Source organism: Rhizobacter koreensis, assembly GCF_013366375.1.
Lineage (GTDB): Bacteria > Pseudomonadota > Gammaproteobacteria > Burkholderiales > Burkholderiaceae_C > Schlegelella_A > Schlegelella_A koreensis.
In genome coordinates this window covers 38,834-55,040 of sequence record NZ_JABWMJ010000011.1, presented here as the reverse complement: position 1 = coordinate 55,040, position 16,207 = coordinate 38,834, and the positions used below count along the sequence as shown (strand labels likewise).

The window sequence follows — 16,207 nt, the reverse complement described above, 5'->3', positions numbered from 1 at the left end:
AGCCCGCGATTATAGAACGCTAGCGGCTCTGCAGGAAAGCCGCGAGGCGGTCGACCCCGTCGACCAGCCGCTGCGGGTCGCGCGAGGCGAAGCACCAGCGCAGCCAGCCCTCGCCCTCCGGGCCGAACGCGCGGCCCGGTGCGAGGCCGAGCCTGGCTTCGGCGACCAGACGCTTGGCAAGCGCGAGCGAGTCGTCGGAGCCGTCGATGCGGAAGAAGGCGTACATGCCGCCGGCCGGCGTGGCGGCGCTGATTCCCGGCAGTGCAGCGAGGCGCGGCAGCAGCGTGTCGCGGCAGCGCCTGAGGTGCTCGACGAGACCCGGCACGAAGCGGTCCGCCTCCGCGAGCGCGGCCAAGCCGGCGCGCTGCACGAAGACCGGCGCGCAGGAGGTGTTGAACTCGATCAGCTTGCCGAGCGCGGGCACCAGCTGGGCCGGCGCGACCAACCAGCCGAGCCGCCAGCCGGTCATCAGGAAGCTCTTGGAGAAGCTGTGCGCCACGATCAGGCGATCCTCGGGCTCCGCGATGTCGAGAAAGCTCGGGGCCGAAAGGGGCGCACCTTCGTCGCGGCCGCCCTCGCCCGCCGCCGAGCCGTCGCCAGCGTCGGCGCCCGCCTCGCCCCGGCCGAAGTACAGCCGCTCGTACACCTCGTCGGCGAGGATCCAGGTACCGGTCGCCCGGCAGTGCTCGAGGATGGCGCGCTGCTCGTCGCGGCCGAGGGTCCAGCCGGTCGGATTGTTCGGCGCGTTGACCACGAGAGCGCGGGTGCGCGTGGTGACCGTGCGACGCAGGCGGTCGAGGTCGAGGCGCCAGCCGTCGACGGCATCGAGAGAGATTCGCACGACGCTGGCACCGAGGATCGCCGGCTGCGCGGTGAGGTTGGGCCACACCGGCACCACCGCGGCGACCTCGTCCCCCGCGCCGACGAGCGCCTGCATCGCCAGCATCAGCGCGTTCACGCCCGACGAGGTGACCGCGATCCGCTCGGCGCCGACCGGCCGGTGCAGGCTGCTGGTGTAGCCGGCGATCGCCTCGCGCAGCTCGGCGAGCCCGAGGTTGTGCGCGTAGAAGGTCTCGCCGGCATCGAGCGAACGGACCGCGGCGTCGCGGATGAAGCCGGGCGTCGGTTCGTCGCTCTCGCCGAACCAGAACGCCAGCACGTCGGGCCGGCCCCGAGCGGCATCGGCGACCTCGCGGATCAGCGATCCGGGCAGTTGTTCGATGGCGGCATGCAAAGCGACTGACTCCTCAGGCAGCGACCGGCTCGGTGGCGAGCGGCCAGCGCGGTTTCACGTCGAAGGCGTAGCCGTCACCGGCGCCGAGCGGCTCGTGCTGGAGTCGCATCGCCGCGGCGAGCGCGATCATCGCGCCGTTGTCGGTGCAGAGCGCCGGTTCCGGGTAGTGCACGCGGACGCCGCGCCTCGCGGCGGCAGCGCCGAGCAGTTCGCGCAGCGTGAGATTGGCGCTCACACCGCCCGCGACGACGAGCCGGTCGAGGCCGGTCCGGCGCAGCGCGGCGATCGACTTGTGCACCAGCACGTCGACGATCGCGCGCTCGGTCGCCGCGGCAAGGTGGGCGCGATCCTGCTCGCACACGTTGGGACCGAGCTTGAGCGCCTGCTGGCGTACCGCGGTCTTGAGCCCGGCGAACGAGAAGTCGAGGTTGGCGCTGTGCAGCAACGGGCGCGGCAGCGTGAACACGGTGGGGTCGCCGAAGGTCGCGAGGCGCGCCAGCGCCGGCCCGCCGGGGTAGCCGAGGCCGAGCAGCTGGGCGGACTTGTCGAACGCCTCGCCGGCCGCGTCGTCGATGGTCTCGCCGAGCAGCGCGTAGCGGCCGACGCCGTCGACGCGCAGCAGCTGCGTGTGGCCGCCCGAGACGAGCAGCGCGACGAACGGGAACGCGGGCGGATCGCTCGAGAGAAAGGGCGACAGCAGGTGGCCTTCGAGGTGGTGCACGCCGTATGCCGGCCGGCCGAGCGCGGCCGCCAGCGAGCAGGCGACGCCGGCGCCGACCAGCAACGCGCCCGCGAGCCCCGGCCCGCGCGTGAACGCGACCACGTCGACATCGGCGAGCGTCGCGCCGGCCTCGCCGAGCACCTGACGGGCGAGCGGGACCACGCGCCGAATGTGGTCGCGCGACGCCAGCTCGGGCACCACGCCGCCGTAGGCCTGGTGCATGTCGATCTGCGTGTGCAGCGCCTGCGCGAGCAGGCGTGGCGTGCCGGACTCCGCAGCCTCGACCAGCGCGACGCCGGTCTCGTCACACGACGACTCGATCCCGAGCACCTTCATCGGACGGGCTCGGCCGCTGTCGACTTGCTGCGCGAGTTCACTTCAGTTCTTCTCGCGCGCGTGGTTGATCGTGTACTTCGGGATCTCGATCGTGACGTCGCGCTGCGCCAGGATGGCCTGGCACGACAGGCGCGAGGTCGGCTCGAGCCCCCATGCGCGATCGAGCAGGTCTTCCTCGCTCTCGTCGAGTTCGCCGAGCGATTCGTAGCCCTCGCGCACGACGACGTGGCAGGTGGTGCACGCGCAGCTCAGCTCGCAGGCGTGCTCGATCGGGATGTCGTTCTCGAGCAGCGCCTCGCAGATCGACGTGCCGGCCGGCGCCGAGATCGTCGTGCCCTCGGGGCAGTACTCGGCGTGTGGAAGAACCTTGATCACCGGCATCGTCAGACGTCCTCGATGCGGCGCCCGGCGAGCGCGCGCTGGATGCCGCGGTTCATGCGCGCCGCGGCGAAGGCCTCGGTGCCTTCGGCAAGCACGTCGACCGCGGCGTTGATGGCATCGCGGTCGTCCGAGGCGCTGGCGGCGCGCACCCGCTCGACGAGCGCGTCGATCGGGGCCCGCTCGGCGTCGCTCAGCAGGTCGGCGTCGGCCTCGAGCGCCGAGCGCGTCGCCAGCACCATGCGGTCGGCATCGACGCGCGCTTCGCGCAGGCTCCGCTCGAGCATGTCGGATTCGGCGGTGCTGAAGCTCTCGCTCAGCATGCGCGCGATCTCGTCGTCCGACAGGCCATAGCTCGGCTTGACGGTCACGGACGCCTCGACGCCCGACGTCTGCTCGCGTGCCGTGACGCTGAGCAGCCCGTCGGCGTCGACCTCGAAGCTGACGCGGATGCGCGCGGCCCCCGCCGGCATCGGCGGAATGCCGCGCAGCTCGAAGCGCGCGAGCGAGCGGCAGTCGCTGACGAGTTCGCGCTCGCCCTGCACGACGTGCACCGCGAGCGCGGTCTGACCGTCCTGGTAAGTGGTGAAGTCCTGCGCGCGCGCGGTCGGAATCGTGCTGTTGCGCGGGATGATGCGTTCGACGAGCCCCCCCATCGTCTCGAGCCCGAGCGAGAGCGGGATCACGTCGAGCAGCAGCAGCTCCTCGGCACCCGCGTTGCCCGCCAACGACTCGGCCTGGATCGCCGCGCCGAGGGCGACCACCTGATCCGGGTCGAGGTTGACGAGCGGCGGCTTGCCGAAGAAGCGCGCAACCGCGTGCTGCACCGCCGGCATGCGCGTCGAGCCGCCGACCAGCACCACGCCGTCGATCGCGTCGACGCCGACGCGCGCGTCGCGCAGCACCTGGCGCGCCGCAGCGATCGTGCGCTCGATGAACGGCCGCGCGACGGCCTCGAGGTCGGCACGCGACAGGTGAACCGAAAGGTCTCCGCTGGCGAGCGGGCATGCCACCGTGGCGTGCTCGGCGCCCGTCAGCTTTTCCTTCGCGTGACGCGCGGCGACCAGCACGGCACGCCGGTCGGCAGGCTGCTCGGCGGCAAGGCCGGCGCGCTCGAGCGCCCAGGCCGCGAGCGCAGCGTCGATGTCGTCACCGCCGAGGGCCGAGTCGCCGCCGGTCGCCACGACCTCGAACACGCCTTCCGTCAGGCGCAACAGCGAGACGTCGAAGGTGCCGCCACCGAGGTCGTAGACGACGTAGAGGCCCTTCGAGGCGTTGTCGAGGCCGTACGCGACCGCCGCGGCGGTGGGCTCGCTGATCAGGCGCAGCACGTGGATGCCAGCCAGCTGGGCGGCGTCCTTGGTGGCCTGGCGCTGCGCGTCGTCGAAGTACGCCGGCACCGTGATCACCGCGCCGAACAGCTCATCGTCGAAGGTGTCCTCGGCGCGCTGGCGCAGCGTCGCGAGGATCTCGGCCGAGACCTCGATCGGCGACTTGACGCCCGCCACGGTGCGCAGCTGCAGCATGCCGGGGGCGTCGACGAACTCGTACGGAAGAGCGCTGCCGCCCCCGATGTCGGCGAGGCCGCGGCCCATCATCCGCTTGACCGACACGATGGTGTTGCGAGGGTCGGCCGCCGCGTCGGCGAGCGCGGCATGGCCGATCAACGTGCGGCCGCCCGGCAGATAGCGCACCGCCGACGGCAGGATCACGCGGCCCGCCTCGTCCGGCAGGCACTCGGCAATCCCGTGACGCACCGCGGCGACCAGCGAATGCGTGGTGCCGAGGTCGATGCCGACCACGTGGCGACGTTGGTGCGGGTCGGGGCTCGCGCCCGGCTCGGAAATCTGGAGCAGTGCCACGTCAGGCCTCGATGCGGTCGGCGCGTCGCTGCACGTCGTCGGCGAAGCGGTCGACGAACATCAGCGCGCGCACCGAGCGGCTCGCCGCCGGATAGTCGTGCGCGGTGTCGAGCGCGGCGCCGATGCGCGCCAGCAGATCGGCGCGCTCGGCGGCGACCTCACGCGCGATCGCGTCGATCGCCTCGCGCGTGTCGGCGTCGTCGAGCGCTTCGCGCCACTCGAGCTGGCGCACCAGGAAGTCGGGCGGCATCGCGGTGTTGCGCTCGGCGTCGACCGGCGCGCCGTTCAGCTCGCAGAGGTAGCTTGCGCGGCGCACCGGGTCCGAAAGGCGCGTGTACGCCTCGTTGACGCGCACCGCCCATTGCGTGGCGACGCGCTGCCCGGCGGCGCCCGCGCGCGCGAAGCGGTCGGGATGGACCTGCGCCTGCAGCTCGCGGCGGCGCCGGTCGAGCACCTCGCGGTCCTGCGCGAAGCGCTTGGGCACGCCGAAGAGCTCGAAATCGTCGCTGTCCAGGTTCATCGGTTGTCGCGCAGGGCGCTTCGGAAGTCGCCGCGTACGGTAGGGACGTGGAGCACGCAGCAGCGCGCGGGTCGGCTGCACGCGTACGCGGCTGCACGGACCCGAACTCGTCATCGATGCCAGCACTCGTCGTGCCGGCGGCGGCACTGCGCCGGGCGGCTAGACGCGGAACGACTCGCCGCAGCCGCAGCGATCCTTTTCGCGCGGGTTGTGGAACTTGAAGCCCTCGTTCAGCCCTTCGCGGACGAAGTCGAGCTGGGTTCCATCCAGATACGGCAGGCTCTTGGGATCGACCAGCACCTTAACGCCGTGCTCCTCGAACACCACGTCCTCGGGCGCGGCCTCGTCGGCGTACTCGAGCTTGTAGGCCAGACCCGAGCAGCCGGTGGTCTTCACGCCCAGGCGCACGCCGACGCCCTTGCCGCGGCGGCCGAGATAGCGCGCGACATGCCGGGCAGCCGCTTCGGTCAACGTTACCGCCATGTCAGTGCGCCGCGGGCTCCGCCTTCTTGGCCCGGTAGTCGTCGACCGCCGCCTTGATCGCGTCCTCGGCGAGGATCGAGCAGTGGATCTTGACCGGCGGCAGCGCCAGCTCCTGCGCGATCTGCGTGTTCTTGATCGAGAGCGCCTCGTCGAGCGACTTGCCCTTGACCCACTCGGTGACCAGCGAGCTCGACGCGATGGCCGAGCCGCAGCCGTAGGTCTTGAACTTGGCGTCCTCGATCAGCCCCGTGGCCGGATTCACCTTGATCTGCAGCTTCATCACGTCGCCGCACGCCGGCGCGCCGACCATGCCGGTGCCGACCGTCTCGTCGCCCTTCTCGAACGAGCCGACGTTGCGCGGATTCTCGTAATGCTCGACGACTTTTTCGCTGTATGCCATGTCAAATCTCCTGAGTGGCGTGGCCCGCCCGGGCGCGCCGCACGATGCGGCCGCGCGCTGCCGCCGTGGCAGCCGATCCGGCGAGCGTGGAAAGCGTGTTCATCAGTGCGCTGCCCACTGGATGGTGCTGAGATCGATGCCTTCCTTGTACATGTCCCAGAGCGGCGACAGATCGCGCAGCTTGGCGACCTGCGTCTTCAGCGTGGAGACGACGTAGTCGATGTCCTCGGCGGTCGTGAAGCGGCCGATCGTCATGCGCAGGCTCGAATGCGCGAGTTCGTCGCTGCGGCCGAGTGCGCGCAGCACGTAGCTCGGCTCGAGGCTCGCCGACGTGCACGCCGAACCCGACGAGACCGCGATGCCCTTGACGCCCATGATCAGCGACTCGCCCTCGACGTAGTTGAACGACATGTTCACGTTGTGCGGAACGCGCTTCTCGGGGTGGCCGTTGAGGAAGACCTGCTCGATGTCCGAGAGGCCCTCGACCAGGCGCCGGTGCAGCATCCACACGCGGTCGACCTCGCTGCCCATCTCTTCCTGCGCGATGCGATACGCCTCGCCCATGCCGACGATCTGGTGCGTGGGGAGCGTTCCCGAGCGCATGCCGCGCTCGTGTCCGCCACCGTGCATCTGCGCCTCGATGCGAACCCGGGGCTTGCGCCGCACGTAGAGCGCGCCGATGCCCTTCGGACCGTACGTCTTGTGCGACGCCAGGCTCATCAGGTCGACCGGCAGCGTCCTGAGATCAATCGCGATCTTGCCGGTCGCCTGCGCGGCGTCGACGTGGAATATGATCCCGCGCTCGCGGCACAGCGCACCGATGGTCGGAATGTCCTGGATCACGCCGATCTCGTTGTTGACGAACATCACCGAGACGAGGATCGTGTCCGGGCGCAGCGCCGCCTTGAGCTTCTCGAGGTCGAGCAAGCCGTCCGGCTCGACATCGAGGTAGGTCACGTCGAAGCCCTGCCGCTCGAGCTCCCGCATCGGGTCGAGCACCGCCTTGTGCTCGGTCTTGACCGTGATCAGGTGCTTGCCGCGCGTCTTGTAGAACTGCGCCGCGCCCTTGAGCGCGAGGTTGTTCGACTCGGTGGCGCCCGAGGTCCAGACGATCTCGCGCGGGTCGGCGCCGATCAGCGACGCGACCTGCTCCCGCGCCTTCTCGACCGCGGCCTCGGCCTCCCAACCCCAGGCATGGCTGCGCGACGCGGGGTTGCCGAAGTGCTCGCGCAGCCACGGAATCATCGCGTCGACTACACGCTGATCGACCGGCGTGGTCGCGCCGTAGTCGAGGTAGATCGGGAAATGCGGGGTGGTGTCCATCGGGAAAGCGGAAACGTCGAATCGAACAGCGAGCGCGAGCGGCGGCCCGCAGGCCGCCGATTTCGTTACTTCGAGAAGCTGGCGCCGAGGGCGAACACCGAATTCGGTGCCGTCACCTTGATCGGCTTGACGACCGGCTGCGTCGAGATCGCACGCTTGACCGGCTGCTCCTCGATCGACACGCCCTTGGCGAGCTGGTCGTCGACGAGCTTCTTCAGCGACACCGAGTCGAGGAACTCGATCATCTTCGAGTTGAGGCTCGCCCAGAGGTCGTGCGTCATGCAGCGGCCGGCGTCGTCGCCCATGCAGTTTTCCTTGCCGGCGCACCCGGTCGCGTCGATCGGCTCGTCGACCGCGACGATGATGTCGGCGACAGTGATGTCCTCGGACCGGCGGCCGAGCGAGTACCCGCCGCCCGGGCCCCGGGTGCTCTCGACGAGCTCGTGGCGGCGCAGCTTGCCGAACAGCTGCTCGAGGTACGACAGCGAGATCTGTTGGCGTGCGCTGATCGCCGCCAGCGCCACAGGGCCGGAATGCTCACGAAGCGCCAGATCGATCATCGCGGTGACCGCAAAACGGCCCTTGGTGGTCAAACGCATAACAACTCCTCTTCAGAATCGGAAAGGCCGAAGCCCGGCACCGCTCGTTGGCGGCCGGCTCCGGAGCAATCCCGACCGATTTAGTCGAGTATACCCGAAGCCGAGTGTTTTGGTAGAGATTGCCGCCGGAAGTTCCCTGTCGGCAGAAGGGTCGCGCCGCATTTACAAAGCTTCGCGTTCGCGGATCGCTGCCGGCGAGACCCTCCGCGACGCCGTTCGATGCATGTCGGGGCGGTCGCGCAAGGATCAAGCGCCAGCCGCGGCAGCGGCGCGATTCACGTCGGCCGTCGCCGGGCGGACTGCGGCGGGCCAGCCGCTCCTCGGCCGAAGCGCCGGGCGCAGCCTGCACCGGCGCGAGCGCCGGGCGCTCCAAGCGCTCCGACCTCAGCCGGCGCCGACGCCGCGCTGGATCGCCACCACGTTGTCGCTGCCGGGCGCGCCGAACGCCTGCTCGCGCAGCAGCGCGAGCTGGTCGCGGGTGCGCGCCGCCTTCTCGAACTCGAGGTTCTTGGCGTGCTCGAGCATCTCGCGCTCGAGCTGCTTGATGCGCTTGCCGAGGTCCTTCTCGTTCATCTGCTCGACCGCGGCCGCGTGCGTCGCCGAGCGCAGGTCGTCCTTGGCGCCGCGCGCGCTGTAGACGCCGTCGATCATCTCCTTGATGCGCTTGTTCACGCTGCGCGGCGTAATGCCTTCGGCCAGGTTGTGCGCGATCTGCTTGGTGCGGCGTCGCTCGGTCTCGTCGAGCGCGCGCCGCATCGAATCGGTGACCTGGTCGGCGTAGAGAATGGCCATGCCGTTGAGGTTGCGCGCCGCCCGGCCGATGGTCTGGATCAGGCTGCGTTCCGAGCGCAGGAACCCTTCCTTGTCGGCGTCGAGGATCGCCACCAGCGACACCTCGGGGATGTCCAGGCCCTCGCGCAGCAGGTTGATGCCGACCAGCACGTCGAAGGTTCCGAGGCGCAGGTCGCGCAGGATCTCGACCCGCTCCACGGTCTCGATGTCGCTGTGCAGGTAGCGCACCTTGACCCCGTTGTCCGAGAGGTAGTCCGTCAGCTGCTCGGCCATGCGCTTGGTGAGCGTCGTGATCAGCACGCGCTCGTTGATCGCGACGCGGTCGTGGATCTCCTGCAGCACGTCGTCGACCTGGTTCTTGGCCGGGCGCACTTCGACCACGGGGTCGATGAGGCCGGTGGGGCGGACGAGCTGCTCGACCACCTGACCGGCGTGCTGCTTCTCGTAGTCGGCGGGCGTGGCGGAGACGAAGATCGCCTGCCGCATCTTGGCCTCGAACTCCTCGAACTTGAGCGGCCGGTTGTCGAGCGCCGAAGGCAGCCGGAACCCGTAGTCGACCAGCGTCATCTTGCGGTTGCGGTCGCCGTTGTACATGGCGCCGAGCTGGCCGATCATGACGTGGCTCTCGTCGAGGAACATCAGCGCGTCCTTCGGCAAGTAGTCCACCAGCGTCGCCGGCGGCTGCCCCGGCGCCGACTGCGACAGATGCCGGGTGTAGTTCTCGATGCCCTTGCAGTGGCCGATCTCCTGCAGCATCTCGAGGTCGAAGCGGGTGCGCTGCTCGAGGCGCTGCGCCTCGACGAGCTTGCCGGCGCCGACCAGCTCGGCCAGGCGCTCGCGCAGCTCTTCCTTGATGGTGTCGATCGCCGACACGATGCGGCCACGTGGGGTCGCGTAGTGCGTCGCCGGGTAGATGACGAAGCGCGGGATCTTCTGCCGGATGCGACCGGTGAGCGGGTCGAACAGCTGCAGCGACTCGACCTCGTCGTCGAACAGCTCGATGCGGATCGCGAGCTCGCTGTGCTCGGCCGGGAACACGTCGATCGTGTCGCCGCGCACGCGGAACGTGCCGCGCGAGAAGTCGACCTCGTTGCGCGTGTACTGCATGCGGATCAGGTGGGCGATCGCGTCGCGCTGGCCGAGCTTGTCGCCGACCCGCACGATCATCCGCATCTCGGTGTAGTCCTCGGGCGCGCCGATGCCGTAGATCGCGCTCACCGACGCCACGATCACGACGTCGCGCCGCTCCAGCACGCTCTTGGTCGCCGAGAGCCGCATCTGCTCGATGTGCTCGTTGATCGCCGAGTCCTTCTCGATGAAGAGGTCGCGCTGCGGGACGTACGCCTCGGGCTGGTAGTAGTCGTAGTAGCTGACGAAGTACTCGACGGCGTTCTTCGGGAAGAACTCGCGGAACTCGCTGTACAGCTGCGCGGCGAGCGTCTTGTTCGGCGCGAACACGATCGCCGGCCGGCCGATCTGCGCGATGACGTTGGCCATCGTGAAGGTCTTGCCCGAGCCGGTCACGCCGAGCAGGGTCTGGAAGCTGAGGCCGTCCTGCACGCCCTCGACGAGCTGGGCGATCGCCTCGGGCTGGTCCCCCGCCGGCTCGTAGGGTTTCCAGAGCTGGAACGGCGAACCGGGGTACGTGACGAATTCGCCCGCGCGCTCGGCGCTCGGGGTGTCGGCAGGGGCGAGTTCGGACAGTTCGGACATGAGCAACCTAAAATCGAGGACTCGGCTTTGCGCAGCCAACCCGGCAGGGTAGCCGAAACGCCGCCACGGGGGCCGACCCTGGCTTCACCGCGCCGCCCGCCGCGCCCGGCAGACCCCGCATGTGGCGCCGCTCCACCCCATCCACAAGGGATCGTTCCATGTCCTCGCTCTTTGCCGCCGTCGAACTCGCCCCGCGCGACCCCATCCTGGGGCTCAACGAACAGTTCAACGCCGACCCCAACCCGGCCAAGGTCAACCTCGGCGTCGGCGTCTACTTCGACGAGAACGGCAAGCTGCCGCTGCTGCGCTGCGTGCAGCAGGCCGAGCAGGCGATGGCCGAGGCGCCCAAGGCGCGCAACTACCTGCCGATCGACGGCATCGCCGCGTACGACGCCGCGGTGCAGAAGCTGGTGTTCGGCGACAGCGCGGCGGTGCGCGACGGCCGCATCGCCACCGTGCAGGCGCTCGGCGGCACCGGCGCGCTCAAGATCGGCGCCGACCTGCTGCACCGCATGAACCCCGAGGCGAAGGTGCTGATCAGCTCGCCGAGCTGGGAGAACCACCGCGCCCTCTTCGAGTCGGCCGGCTTCGTCGTTTCGAGCTATCCCTACTACGACCCGGCGACGCGCGGCGTCGACGTCGACGGCATGGTCGGCGCCCTCGAGCAGGCCGCCCCCGGCACCATCGTCGTGCTGCACGCGTGCTGCCACAACCCGACCGGCTGCGACCTCCTGCCCGCCGACTGGGACCGTGTCGTGGCGGCGGTGCAGTCTCGCAATCTGGTGGCGTTCATCGACATGGCGTACCAGGGCTTCGGCGACGGCATCGCCGAGGACGGGGCCGCGGTGCATCGCTTCCTCGAGGCGGGCGTGGGCTTCTTCGTCTCGACGAGCTTCTCGAAGAGCTTTTCGCTCTACGGCGAGCGCGTCGGCGCGCTCAGCGTCGTCTGCGAATCGAAGGAAGAAGCCGGCCGCGTGCTGAGCCAGCTCAAGCGCGTGGTGCGCACCAATTACTCGAACCCGCCGACCCACGGTGCGCAGATCGTCACCAACGTGCTCACCAGCCCCGAACTGCGTGCGCTCTGGGAGGACGAGCTCGCCGGCATGCGCGGCCGCATCAAGAAGATGCGCGCCATGCTCGCCGAGCGCCTGCAGGCGGCCGGCAGCACGATGGACACGAGCTTCATCACGCGCCAGCGCGGCATGTTCAGCTACTCGGGGCTGAACGCCGCGCAAATGCAACGCCTGCGCGACGAGTTCGGCGTCTACGGCGTCGACTCGGGGCGCATCTGCGTCGCCGCCCTTAATGAAGGCAACATCGACGCCGTGGTGGCGGCGATGGTGAAGGTGGCTTGAGCAGCCCCACTTGGGCTGCCGCGCATCGACCGACGGTCGAGCGGCACGGCGCTTGCTGTTTCTACAATGTTGCGCCGCACCAAACCTCATGATCCCTGCGTTCCGCGCCCTCCCGGGTGCGCAACCGACTGAACAGGACTGCCCATGCTGTATCAGCTGTACGAAGCGCAGCGCGCGTTGCTGAGTCCGTTCTCGGAATTCGCCAGCGCGTCGTCGAAGCTCTACAACCACCCGCTCTCGCCGTTCGCGCACACGCCGCTCGCGCATCGTGTGTCGGCCAGCTTCGAGCTGGTGCACCGGCTCGCCAAGGACTATGAAAAGCCCGAGTTCGGCATCCGCACCATCCGCCGCGGCGACGCCGATATCGCGGTGCACGAGCAGGTCGCGCTCGAGAAGCCGTTCTGCCGGCTGCTCCGCTTCAAGCGCTTCAGCGACGACCCCGAGACCCTGACGATCCTCAAGAACCAGCCGACGGTGCTGGTGGTGGCACCGCTCTCCGGCCACCACGCGACGCTGCTGCGCGAGACGGTGCGCGAGCTGCTGAAGGACCACAAGGTGTTCGTCACCGACTGGACCGACGCGCGCATGGTGCCGGTCGAGGCGGGGCCGTTCCACCTCGACGACTACGTCGAGTACGTGCAGGAGTTCATCCGCTTCATCGGCCCCGACGTCAACGTGATCTCGGTCTGCCAGCCCACGGTGCCGGTGCTGGCGGCGATCTCGCTGATGGCGACCGCTGGCGAGCCGACGCCCCCGACCATGACGATGATGGGCGGCCCGATCGACGCCCGCAAGAGCCCGACCGCGGTCAACAACCTCGCCACCAACAAGAGCCTGGCCTGGTTCGAGAACAACGTGATCCACCGGGTGCCGGTCAACTACCCCGGCGATGGACGCCGCGTGTACCCGGGCTTCCTGCAGCACGCCGGCTTCATCGCGATGAACCCGGATCGCCACCTGAAGTCGCACTACGACTACTTCCTCGACCTGGTGCGCGGCGACGACGACAGCGCCGACTTCCACCGCGGCTTCTACGACGAGTACAACGCCGTGCTCGACATGCCGGCCGAGTACTACCTCGACACGATCAAGACCGTGTTCCAGGACTTCGCGCTCGTCAACGGCACCTGGGACGTGCGCGGCCAGCGCGTGCGCCCGCAGGACATCACCACGAGCGCGCTGCTGACGATCGAAGGCGAGCTCGACGACATCTCGGGCGCCGGCCAGACCCACTCGGCGCACTCGCTGTGCACGTCGATTCCGGAATCGCGCCGCTTCAGCTACGACGCCGCGGGGGCGGGTCACTACGGCATCTTCTCGGGTCGGCGATGGCGCGAGAAGGTCTACCCGCAGATCCGCGACTTCATTGCCAACCACCATCCGTCGGCCGCGGCCGAGACGGCGACGCTGGTGCCGGGCGGCGGCACCGCCGGCGTGCCCGGGCGCGCCCGCAAGGTGCGCTCGAGCGCCGACGGCTACACCCCGCCGCCGCAGGTGCCCGACGGGCTGCGCGAAGCCGGCCCGGCGACCGCGCCGGATGGCCTGCTGCCGACCTCGGCCGCAGCGGTCGATGCATCGCCGAACCCAGGGCTCGCCGCCGTCGAGTCCACCCCATCGGTGGATTCGTCGAGCAGCGCCAAGCCCGCGAAGGCCGGCGACCAGCCCGCGGCGGCAGCGCCGGCCAAGCGCGTGCGCGGCACGCGACGCGGCGCGGCCTGAGCGCCCGCAGCCGCCGATGAGCCCCGGCCAGCGCGCCGGCGCGCCGGATGCAGGAGGCGCCATGCGCACATCGGCCGGCGGCGCCACGTCCGCCGCGAACGTGGACACGCGGCTCGATGTCACCGCCGCCGACGCGCCGTCGCCCGCCGCCGTCGACGCGATCGACGCCCTGCTTCCCCAGACGCAGTGCACGCGCTGCGGCTACCCCGACTGCCGCAGCTACGCCGAGGCGATTGCGCGCGGCAAGGCACCGTTCAACCGCTGTCCGCCGGGCGGCGCGGAGGGCGTCGCGCGGCTGGCTCGGCACCTGCGCGTCGACCCCTTGCCGCTCGACCCGACCCACGGCGTCGAGGGCCCGCGTCTGCTCGCGGTCATCGACGAGTCGTGGTGCATCGGCTGCGCGCTCTGCCTCAGGGCGTGCCCGGTCGACGCGATCGTTGGCGCCGCCAAGCAGATGCACACCGTGGTCGACACCGACTGCACCGGCTGCGAGCTCTGCGTCCCGGTGTGCCCGGTCGACTGCATCGGCCTCGAGCCGGTGACGGCGACAACCGGGTGGGCAGCATGGAGCTCGGCGCAGGCCGACCAGGCACGCGCCCGCTATGCGGCGCACCGGCGGCGCGGCGGTGACGTGCCGGTCGACGACCCGGCGCTCGAGGCGGCGGACACCGTGGCCGACGCGGCCCGTACCGGCACGACAGCGGCCCTCGAGCTCGGTGCCGAGCGCAAGCGCGCCCTCGTCGCCGCCGCGCTCGAAGCGGCCCGCCGCGCGCGAAGAACCTGACACGGCGGCGGTCATGCCGCGAGCGGCCACCGTCGTGACGAGGGCGGCCGTCGCAGGCGACAGACGCTCAGCCGCGACAATCGACGCCGATGAAACGCGCCGACATCGCCCCGTTCTTCGCCACCCTGCAGGCGGCCAACCCGCACCCGACGTCCGAGCTCGAATACACGAGCGTGTTCGAGCTGCTCGCGGCGGTGCTGCTGTCGGCGCAGGCGACCGACCGCAGCGTCAACAAGGTGACGCGCGACCTGTTCCCGATCGCGCCGACGCCGGCGCGCATGCTCGCGGTCGGCCTCGACCGGGTGATGGACCACATCAAGACGATCGGGCTCTTCCGCACCAAGGCGAAGAACCTGCTCGAGACCTGCCGCCTGCTCGTCGAGCAGCACGGCGGAAAGGTACCGCGCTCGCGGGAGGCGCTCGAGGCGCTGCCGGGGGTCGGCCGCAAGACCGCGAACGTGGTGCTCAACGTCGCGTTCGGCGAGCCGACGATCGCGGTCGACACGCACATCTTTCGGGTCAGCAACCGCACCGGGCTCGCGCCGGGTGCGACGCCGCTCGACGTCGAGATGGGCCTCCTCGCGCGGGTGCCGATCGAGTACCGGCTGCACGCGCACCACTGGCTCATCCTGCACGGCCGCTACGTCTGCCAGGCACGGCGCCCGCTCTGCGAACAGTGCGCGGTGGCGCGCTTTTGCGACTCGGCGCCGCGCGAGCTGCGCGGCACGCGGCGGCGGCCGGTGGAGGTGCCGGCGGGCTGACGCGTGCTGCGGTGGCCCCGCCGCCGGCAAACGCCTTCCCACGGGCCGCGGCGAGGCCGATCGTGCAGCAACTCAGCAGGTCGCGCCCCGCACCGAGAAATCGTGTCCTGCTTCGTGTGCCGAAGCCGCGTCCCAGCGGGGCAGTCAGGTGTCGAACCCAGCCGCCGCCCGCGGCGGCGCCGTGGACGCTCGACGCCGGTCCGCGCAGCACCGTGGCGAGCTCGTCGGCCGCGAAGCCGCGGCGACGCTCCTCGTGCTTCGCGTTCGACGGTGGCGCATGAACACCGTCACGGGCACCAACCCGGCAACTGCAGGCGGCGCCGGGGCGCCACCTACAATCGGCCACCCCTCAACGCCCGCGTGCCGATGTCCCAGATCGATGAACTCGCCGAGCGCGTCGAGCGGCTGCTGCTGCGTCACGACGAGCTGTCGCGCACCAATGCGCTGCTGCGCGAGCAGGTGGCCGCCCTCACCGGCGAACGCGACAACCTGCGCTCGCGCCTGAACGCGGCGCGCGCGCGCATCGACGTGCTGCTCGAGCGGCTGCCGCGCGACACGCCAGCGGCCGATGCATCGGCCGCCCAGCGGGAAACGCCGTGAAGCAGGTGGAAGTCACGATCATGGGGCAGAGCTATCTGCTCGGCTGCCCCGACGGCGGCGAGGCCTCGCTGCTCGAGGCGGTCGGCACCGTCGATCGCGAGATGAGTGCCATCCGGGACGGCGGCAAGGTCAAGGCGCGCGAGCGCATCGCCGTGCTCGCCGCGCTCAACCTCGCGTTCGCGCTCGCCGAACGCGGCTCGGCGGCGGCCCCGGTGCCGGCGCCTCAGCCAGCACCGAGTGCAGCGGACGGCGACGGCACGGGCGCCGGCGCGAGCACCGACGTCGCCGGCCTGATGCGGCGCATCGACGCCGCGCTCGGCGCCGACGGTCAGCTTCTGTAGAGATCGCAAGCAAGACCGCACGCGGCGACGGGTCGGCGAGGCGCCGTCCTACGTGCCGCGGGACCCCGCTGCGTAGAATCGCTCCGGTCCGTCGCGCTCGCGTGAGCTTTATATTTCCTTGAACCGATGCTCGAAAGAGCAAGGGCTTGGAACATCGCCTGGTTGGTGTGATCGTCTCGCGTCAGATGAACCCGAAGCCAGGCTGACCTCGCCCACCTGAACTCCCTGGGTTCAGGAATGCGGCTCACGGTCCCGCGGCGGACACCCTCTTTCGAACGCACCTGCC

16 protein-coding genes and 1 other RNA gene are annotated in these 16,207 nt (G+C 70.3%); 7 read left to right on the top strand and 10 right to left on the bottom strand.

Features of this window, described 5'->3' with window-relative positions:
• Nucleotides 1-19 precede the first annotated feature (19 nt).
• The 10 genes from HQN59_RS20375 to uvrB all read right to left on the bottom strand — a co-directional run bounded on the left by HQN59_RS20375 (nucleotide 20) and on the right by uvrB (nucleotide 10,361).
• Nucleotides 20-1,234 (bottom strand): pyridoxal phosphate-dependent aminotransferase, encoded by a 1,215-nt coding sequence (locus HQN59_RS20375; RefSeq protein ID WP_176070964.1) that lies wholly within the window; start codon nucleotides 1,232-1,234, stop codon nucleotides 20-22.
• Between the two features lie 13 nt (nucleotides 1,235-1,247).
• Nucleotides 1,248-2,291, bottom strand: a complete 1,044-nt coding sequence (gene tsaD, locus HQN59_RS20370) for a tRNA (adenosine(37)-N6)-threonylcarbamoyltransferase complex transferase subunit TsaD (protein ID WP_176070963.1) — start codon at nucleotides 2,289-2,291, stop codon at nucleotides 1,248-1,250.
• Between the two features lie 42 nt (nucleotides 2,292-2,333).
• Entirely contained in the window at nucleotides 2,334-2,672 is a 339-nt protein-coding gene (gene fdx / locus HQN59_RS20365; RefSeq protein WP_176070962.1) for an ISC system 2Fe-2S type ferredoxin, read from the bottom strand.
• A 2-nt stretch (nucleotides 2,673-2,674) separates the two neighbouring features.
• A complete protein-coding gene (hscA, locus tag HQN59_RS20360) occupies nucleotides 2,675-4,531 on the bottom strand; it encodes a Fe-S protein assembly chaperone HscA (protein ID WP_176070961.1) in 1,857 nt (618 codons plus the stop codon).
• A 1-nt stretch (nucleotide 4,532) separates the two neighbouring features.
• Nucleotides 4,533-5,051 (bottom strand): Fe-S protein assembly co-chaperone HscB, encoded by a 519-nt coding sequence (gene hscB / locus HQN59_RS20355; protein ID WP_176070960.1) that lies wholly within the window; start codon nucleotides 5,049-5,051, stop codon nucleotides 4,533-4,535.
• Between the two features lie 159 nt (nucleotides 5,052-5,210).
• Nucleotides 5,211-5,534 (bottom strand): iron-sulfur cluster assembly protein IscA, encoded by a 324-nt coding sequence (iscA, locus tag HQN59_RS20350; RefSeq protein WP_176070959.1) that lies wholly within the window; start codon nucleotides 5,532-5,534, stop codon nucleotides 5,211-5,213.
• Between the two features lies 1 nt (nucleotide 5,535).
• Entirely contained in the window at nucleotides 5,536-5,934 is a 399-nt protein-coding gene (iscU, locus tag HQN59_RS20345; protein ID WP_176070958.1) for a Fe-S cluster assembly scaffold IscU, read from the bottom strand.
• Between the two features lie 102 nt (nucleotides 5,935-6,036).
• On the bottom strand, nucleotides 6,037-7,257 hold the full coding sequence (locus HQN59_RS20340; RefSeq protein ID WP_176070957.1) for an IscS subfamily cysteine desulfurase: 1,221 nt from the start codon (nucleotides 7,255-7,257) through the stop codon (nucleotides 6,037-6,039).
• Between the two features lie 65 nt (nucleotides 7,258-7,322).
• On the bottom strand, nucleotides 7,323-7,856 hold the full coding sequence (locus HQN59_RS20335) for a Fe-S cluster assembly transcription factor (RefSeq protein ID WP_176070956.1): 534 nt from the start codon (nucleotides 7,854-7,856) through the stop codon (nucleotides 7,323-7,325).
• A 384-nt stretch (nucleotides 7,857-8,240) separates the two neighbouring features.
• On the bottom strand, nucleotides 8,241-10,361 hold the full coding sequence (gene uvrB, locus HQN59_RS20330; protein ID WP_176070955.1) for an excinuclease ABC subunit UvrB: 2,121 nt from the start codon (nucleotides 10,359-10,361) through the stop codon (nucleotides 8,241-8,243).
• 158 nt (nucleotides 10,362-10,519) lie between these two features.
• Between uvrB and HQN59_RS20325 the strand changes: the two genes are divergently transcribed.
• From HQN59_RS20325 to ssrS, 7 genes are all read left to right on the top strand, one after another.
• A complete protein-coding gene (locus tag HQN59_RS20325) occupies nucleotides 10,520-11,716 on the top strand; it encodes an amino acid aminotransferase (protein ID WP_176070954.1) in 1,197 nt (398 codons plus the stop codon).
• A gap of 144 nt (nucleotides 11,717-11,860) precedes the next feature.
• Nucleotides 11,861-13,435, top strand: coding sequence for a polyhydroxyalkanoate depolymerase (locus tag HQN59_RS20320; RefSeq protein WP_176070953.1), 1,575 nt, complete (start codon nucleotides 11,861-11,863; stop codon nucleotides 13,433-13,435).
• 61 nt (nucleotides 13,436-13,496) lie between these two features.
• A complete protein-coding gene (gene rsxB, locus HQN59_RS20315) occupies nucleotides 13,497-14,219 on the top strand; it encodes an electron transport complex subunit RsxB (protein ID WP_176070952.1) in 723 nt (240 codons plus the stop codon).
• An 89-nt stretch (nucleotides 14,220-14,308) separates the two neighbouring features.
• Nucleotides 14,309-14,980 (top strand): endonuclease III, encoded by a 672-nt coding sequence (gene nth / locus HQN59_RS20310; protein WP_176070951.1) that lies wholly within the window; start codon nucleotides 14,309-14,311, stop codon nucleotides 14,978-14,980.
• A gap of 366 nt (nucleotides 14,981-15,346) precedes the next feature.
• Nucleotides 15,347-15,580: a DUF904 domain-containing protein gene (locus tag HQN59_RS20305; protein WP_176070950.1), complete on the top strand. Its 234-nt coding sequence runs from the start codon at nucleotides 15,347-15,349 to the stop codon at nucleotides 15,578-15,580.
• Entirely contained in the window at nucleotides 15,577-15,921 is a 345-nt protein-coding gene (locus HQN59_RS20300) for a cell division protein ZapA (protein ID WP_176070949.1), read from the top strand. Before HQN59_RS20305 ends, HQN59_RS20300 begins: the two co-directional genes overlap by 4 nt.
• Before the next feature lie 84 nt (nucleotides 15,922-16,005).
• Nucleotides 16,006-16,187, top strand: a non-coding RNA gene (gene ssrS / locus HQN59_RS20295) — 6S RNA.
• The last annotated feature ends 20 nt before the right edge of the window (nucleotides 16,188-16,207 follow it).

Excerpts from the sequence above, each read along its gene's own strand:
- rsxB (WP_176070952.1), top strand. The coding sequence starts at position 13,497 with ATGCGCACATCGGCCGGCGGCGCCACGTCCGCCGCGAACGTGGACACG.
- HQN59_RS20305 (WP_176070950.1), top strand. The coding sequence starts at position 15,347 with ATGTCCCAGATCGATGAACTCGCCGAGCGCGTCGAGCGGCTGCTGCTG.
- iscU (WP_176070958.1), bottom strand. The coding sequence starts at position 5,934 with ATGGCATACAGCGAAAAAGTCGTCGAGCATTACGAGAATCCGCGCAAC.
- uvrB (WP_176070955.1), bottom strand. The coding sequence starts at position 10,361 with ATGTCCGAACTGTCCGAACTCGCCCCTGCCGACACCCCGAGCGCCGAG.
- hscB (WP_176070960.1), bottom strand. The coding sequence starts at position 5,051 with ATGAACCTGGACAGCGACGATTTCGAGCTCTTCGGCGTGCCCAAGCGC.
- iscA (WP_176070959.1), bottom strand. The coding sequence starts at position 5,534 with ATGGCGGTAACGTTGACCGAAGCGGCTGCCCGGCATGTCGCGCGCTAT.
- fdx (WP_176070962.1), bottom strand. The coding sequence starts at position 2,672 with ATGCCGGTGATCAAGGTTCTTCCACACGCCGAGTACTGCCCCGAGGGC.
- HQN59_RS20320 (WP_176070953.1), top strand. The coding sequence starts at position 11,861 with ATGCTGTATCAGCTGTACGAAGCGCAGCGCGCGTTGCTGAGTCCGTTC.
- tsaD (WP_176070963.1), bottom strand. The coding sequence starts at position 2,291 with ATGAAGGTGCTCGGGATCGAGTCGTCGTGTGACGAGACCGGCGTCGCG.
- HQN59_RS20340 (WP_176070957.1), bottom strand. The coding sequence starts at position 7,257 with ATGGACACCACCCCGCATTTCCCGATCTACCTCGACTACGGCGCGACC.
- HQN59_RS20335 (WP_176070956.1), bottom strand. The coding sequence starts at position 7,856 with ATGCGTTTGACCACCAAGGGCCGTTTTGCGGTCACCGCGATGATCGAT.
- HQN59_RS20325 (WP_176070954.1), top strand. The coding sequence starts at position 10,520 with ATGTCCTCGCTCTTTGCCGCCGTCGAACTCGCCCCGCGCGACCCCATC.
- nth (WP_176070951.1), top strand. The coding sequence starts at position 14,309 with ATGAAACGCGCCGACATCGCCCCGTTCTTCGCCACCCTGCAGGCGGCC.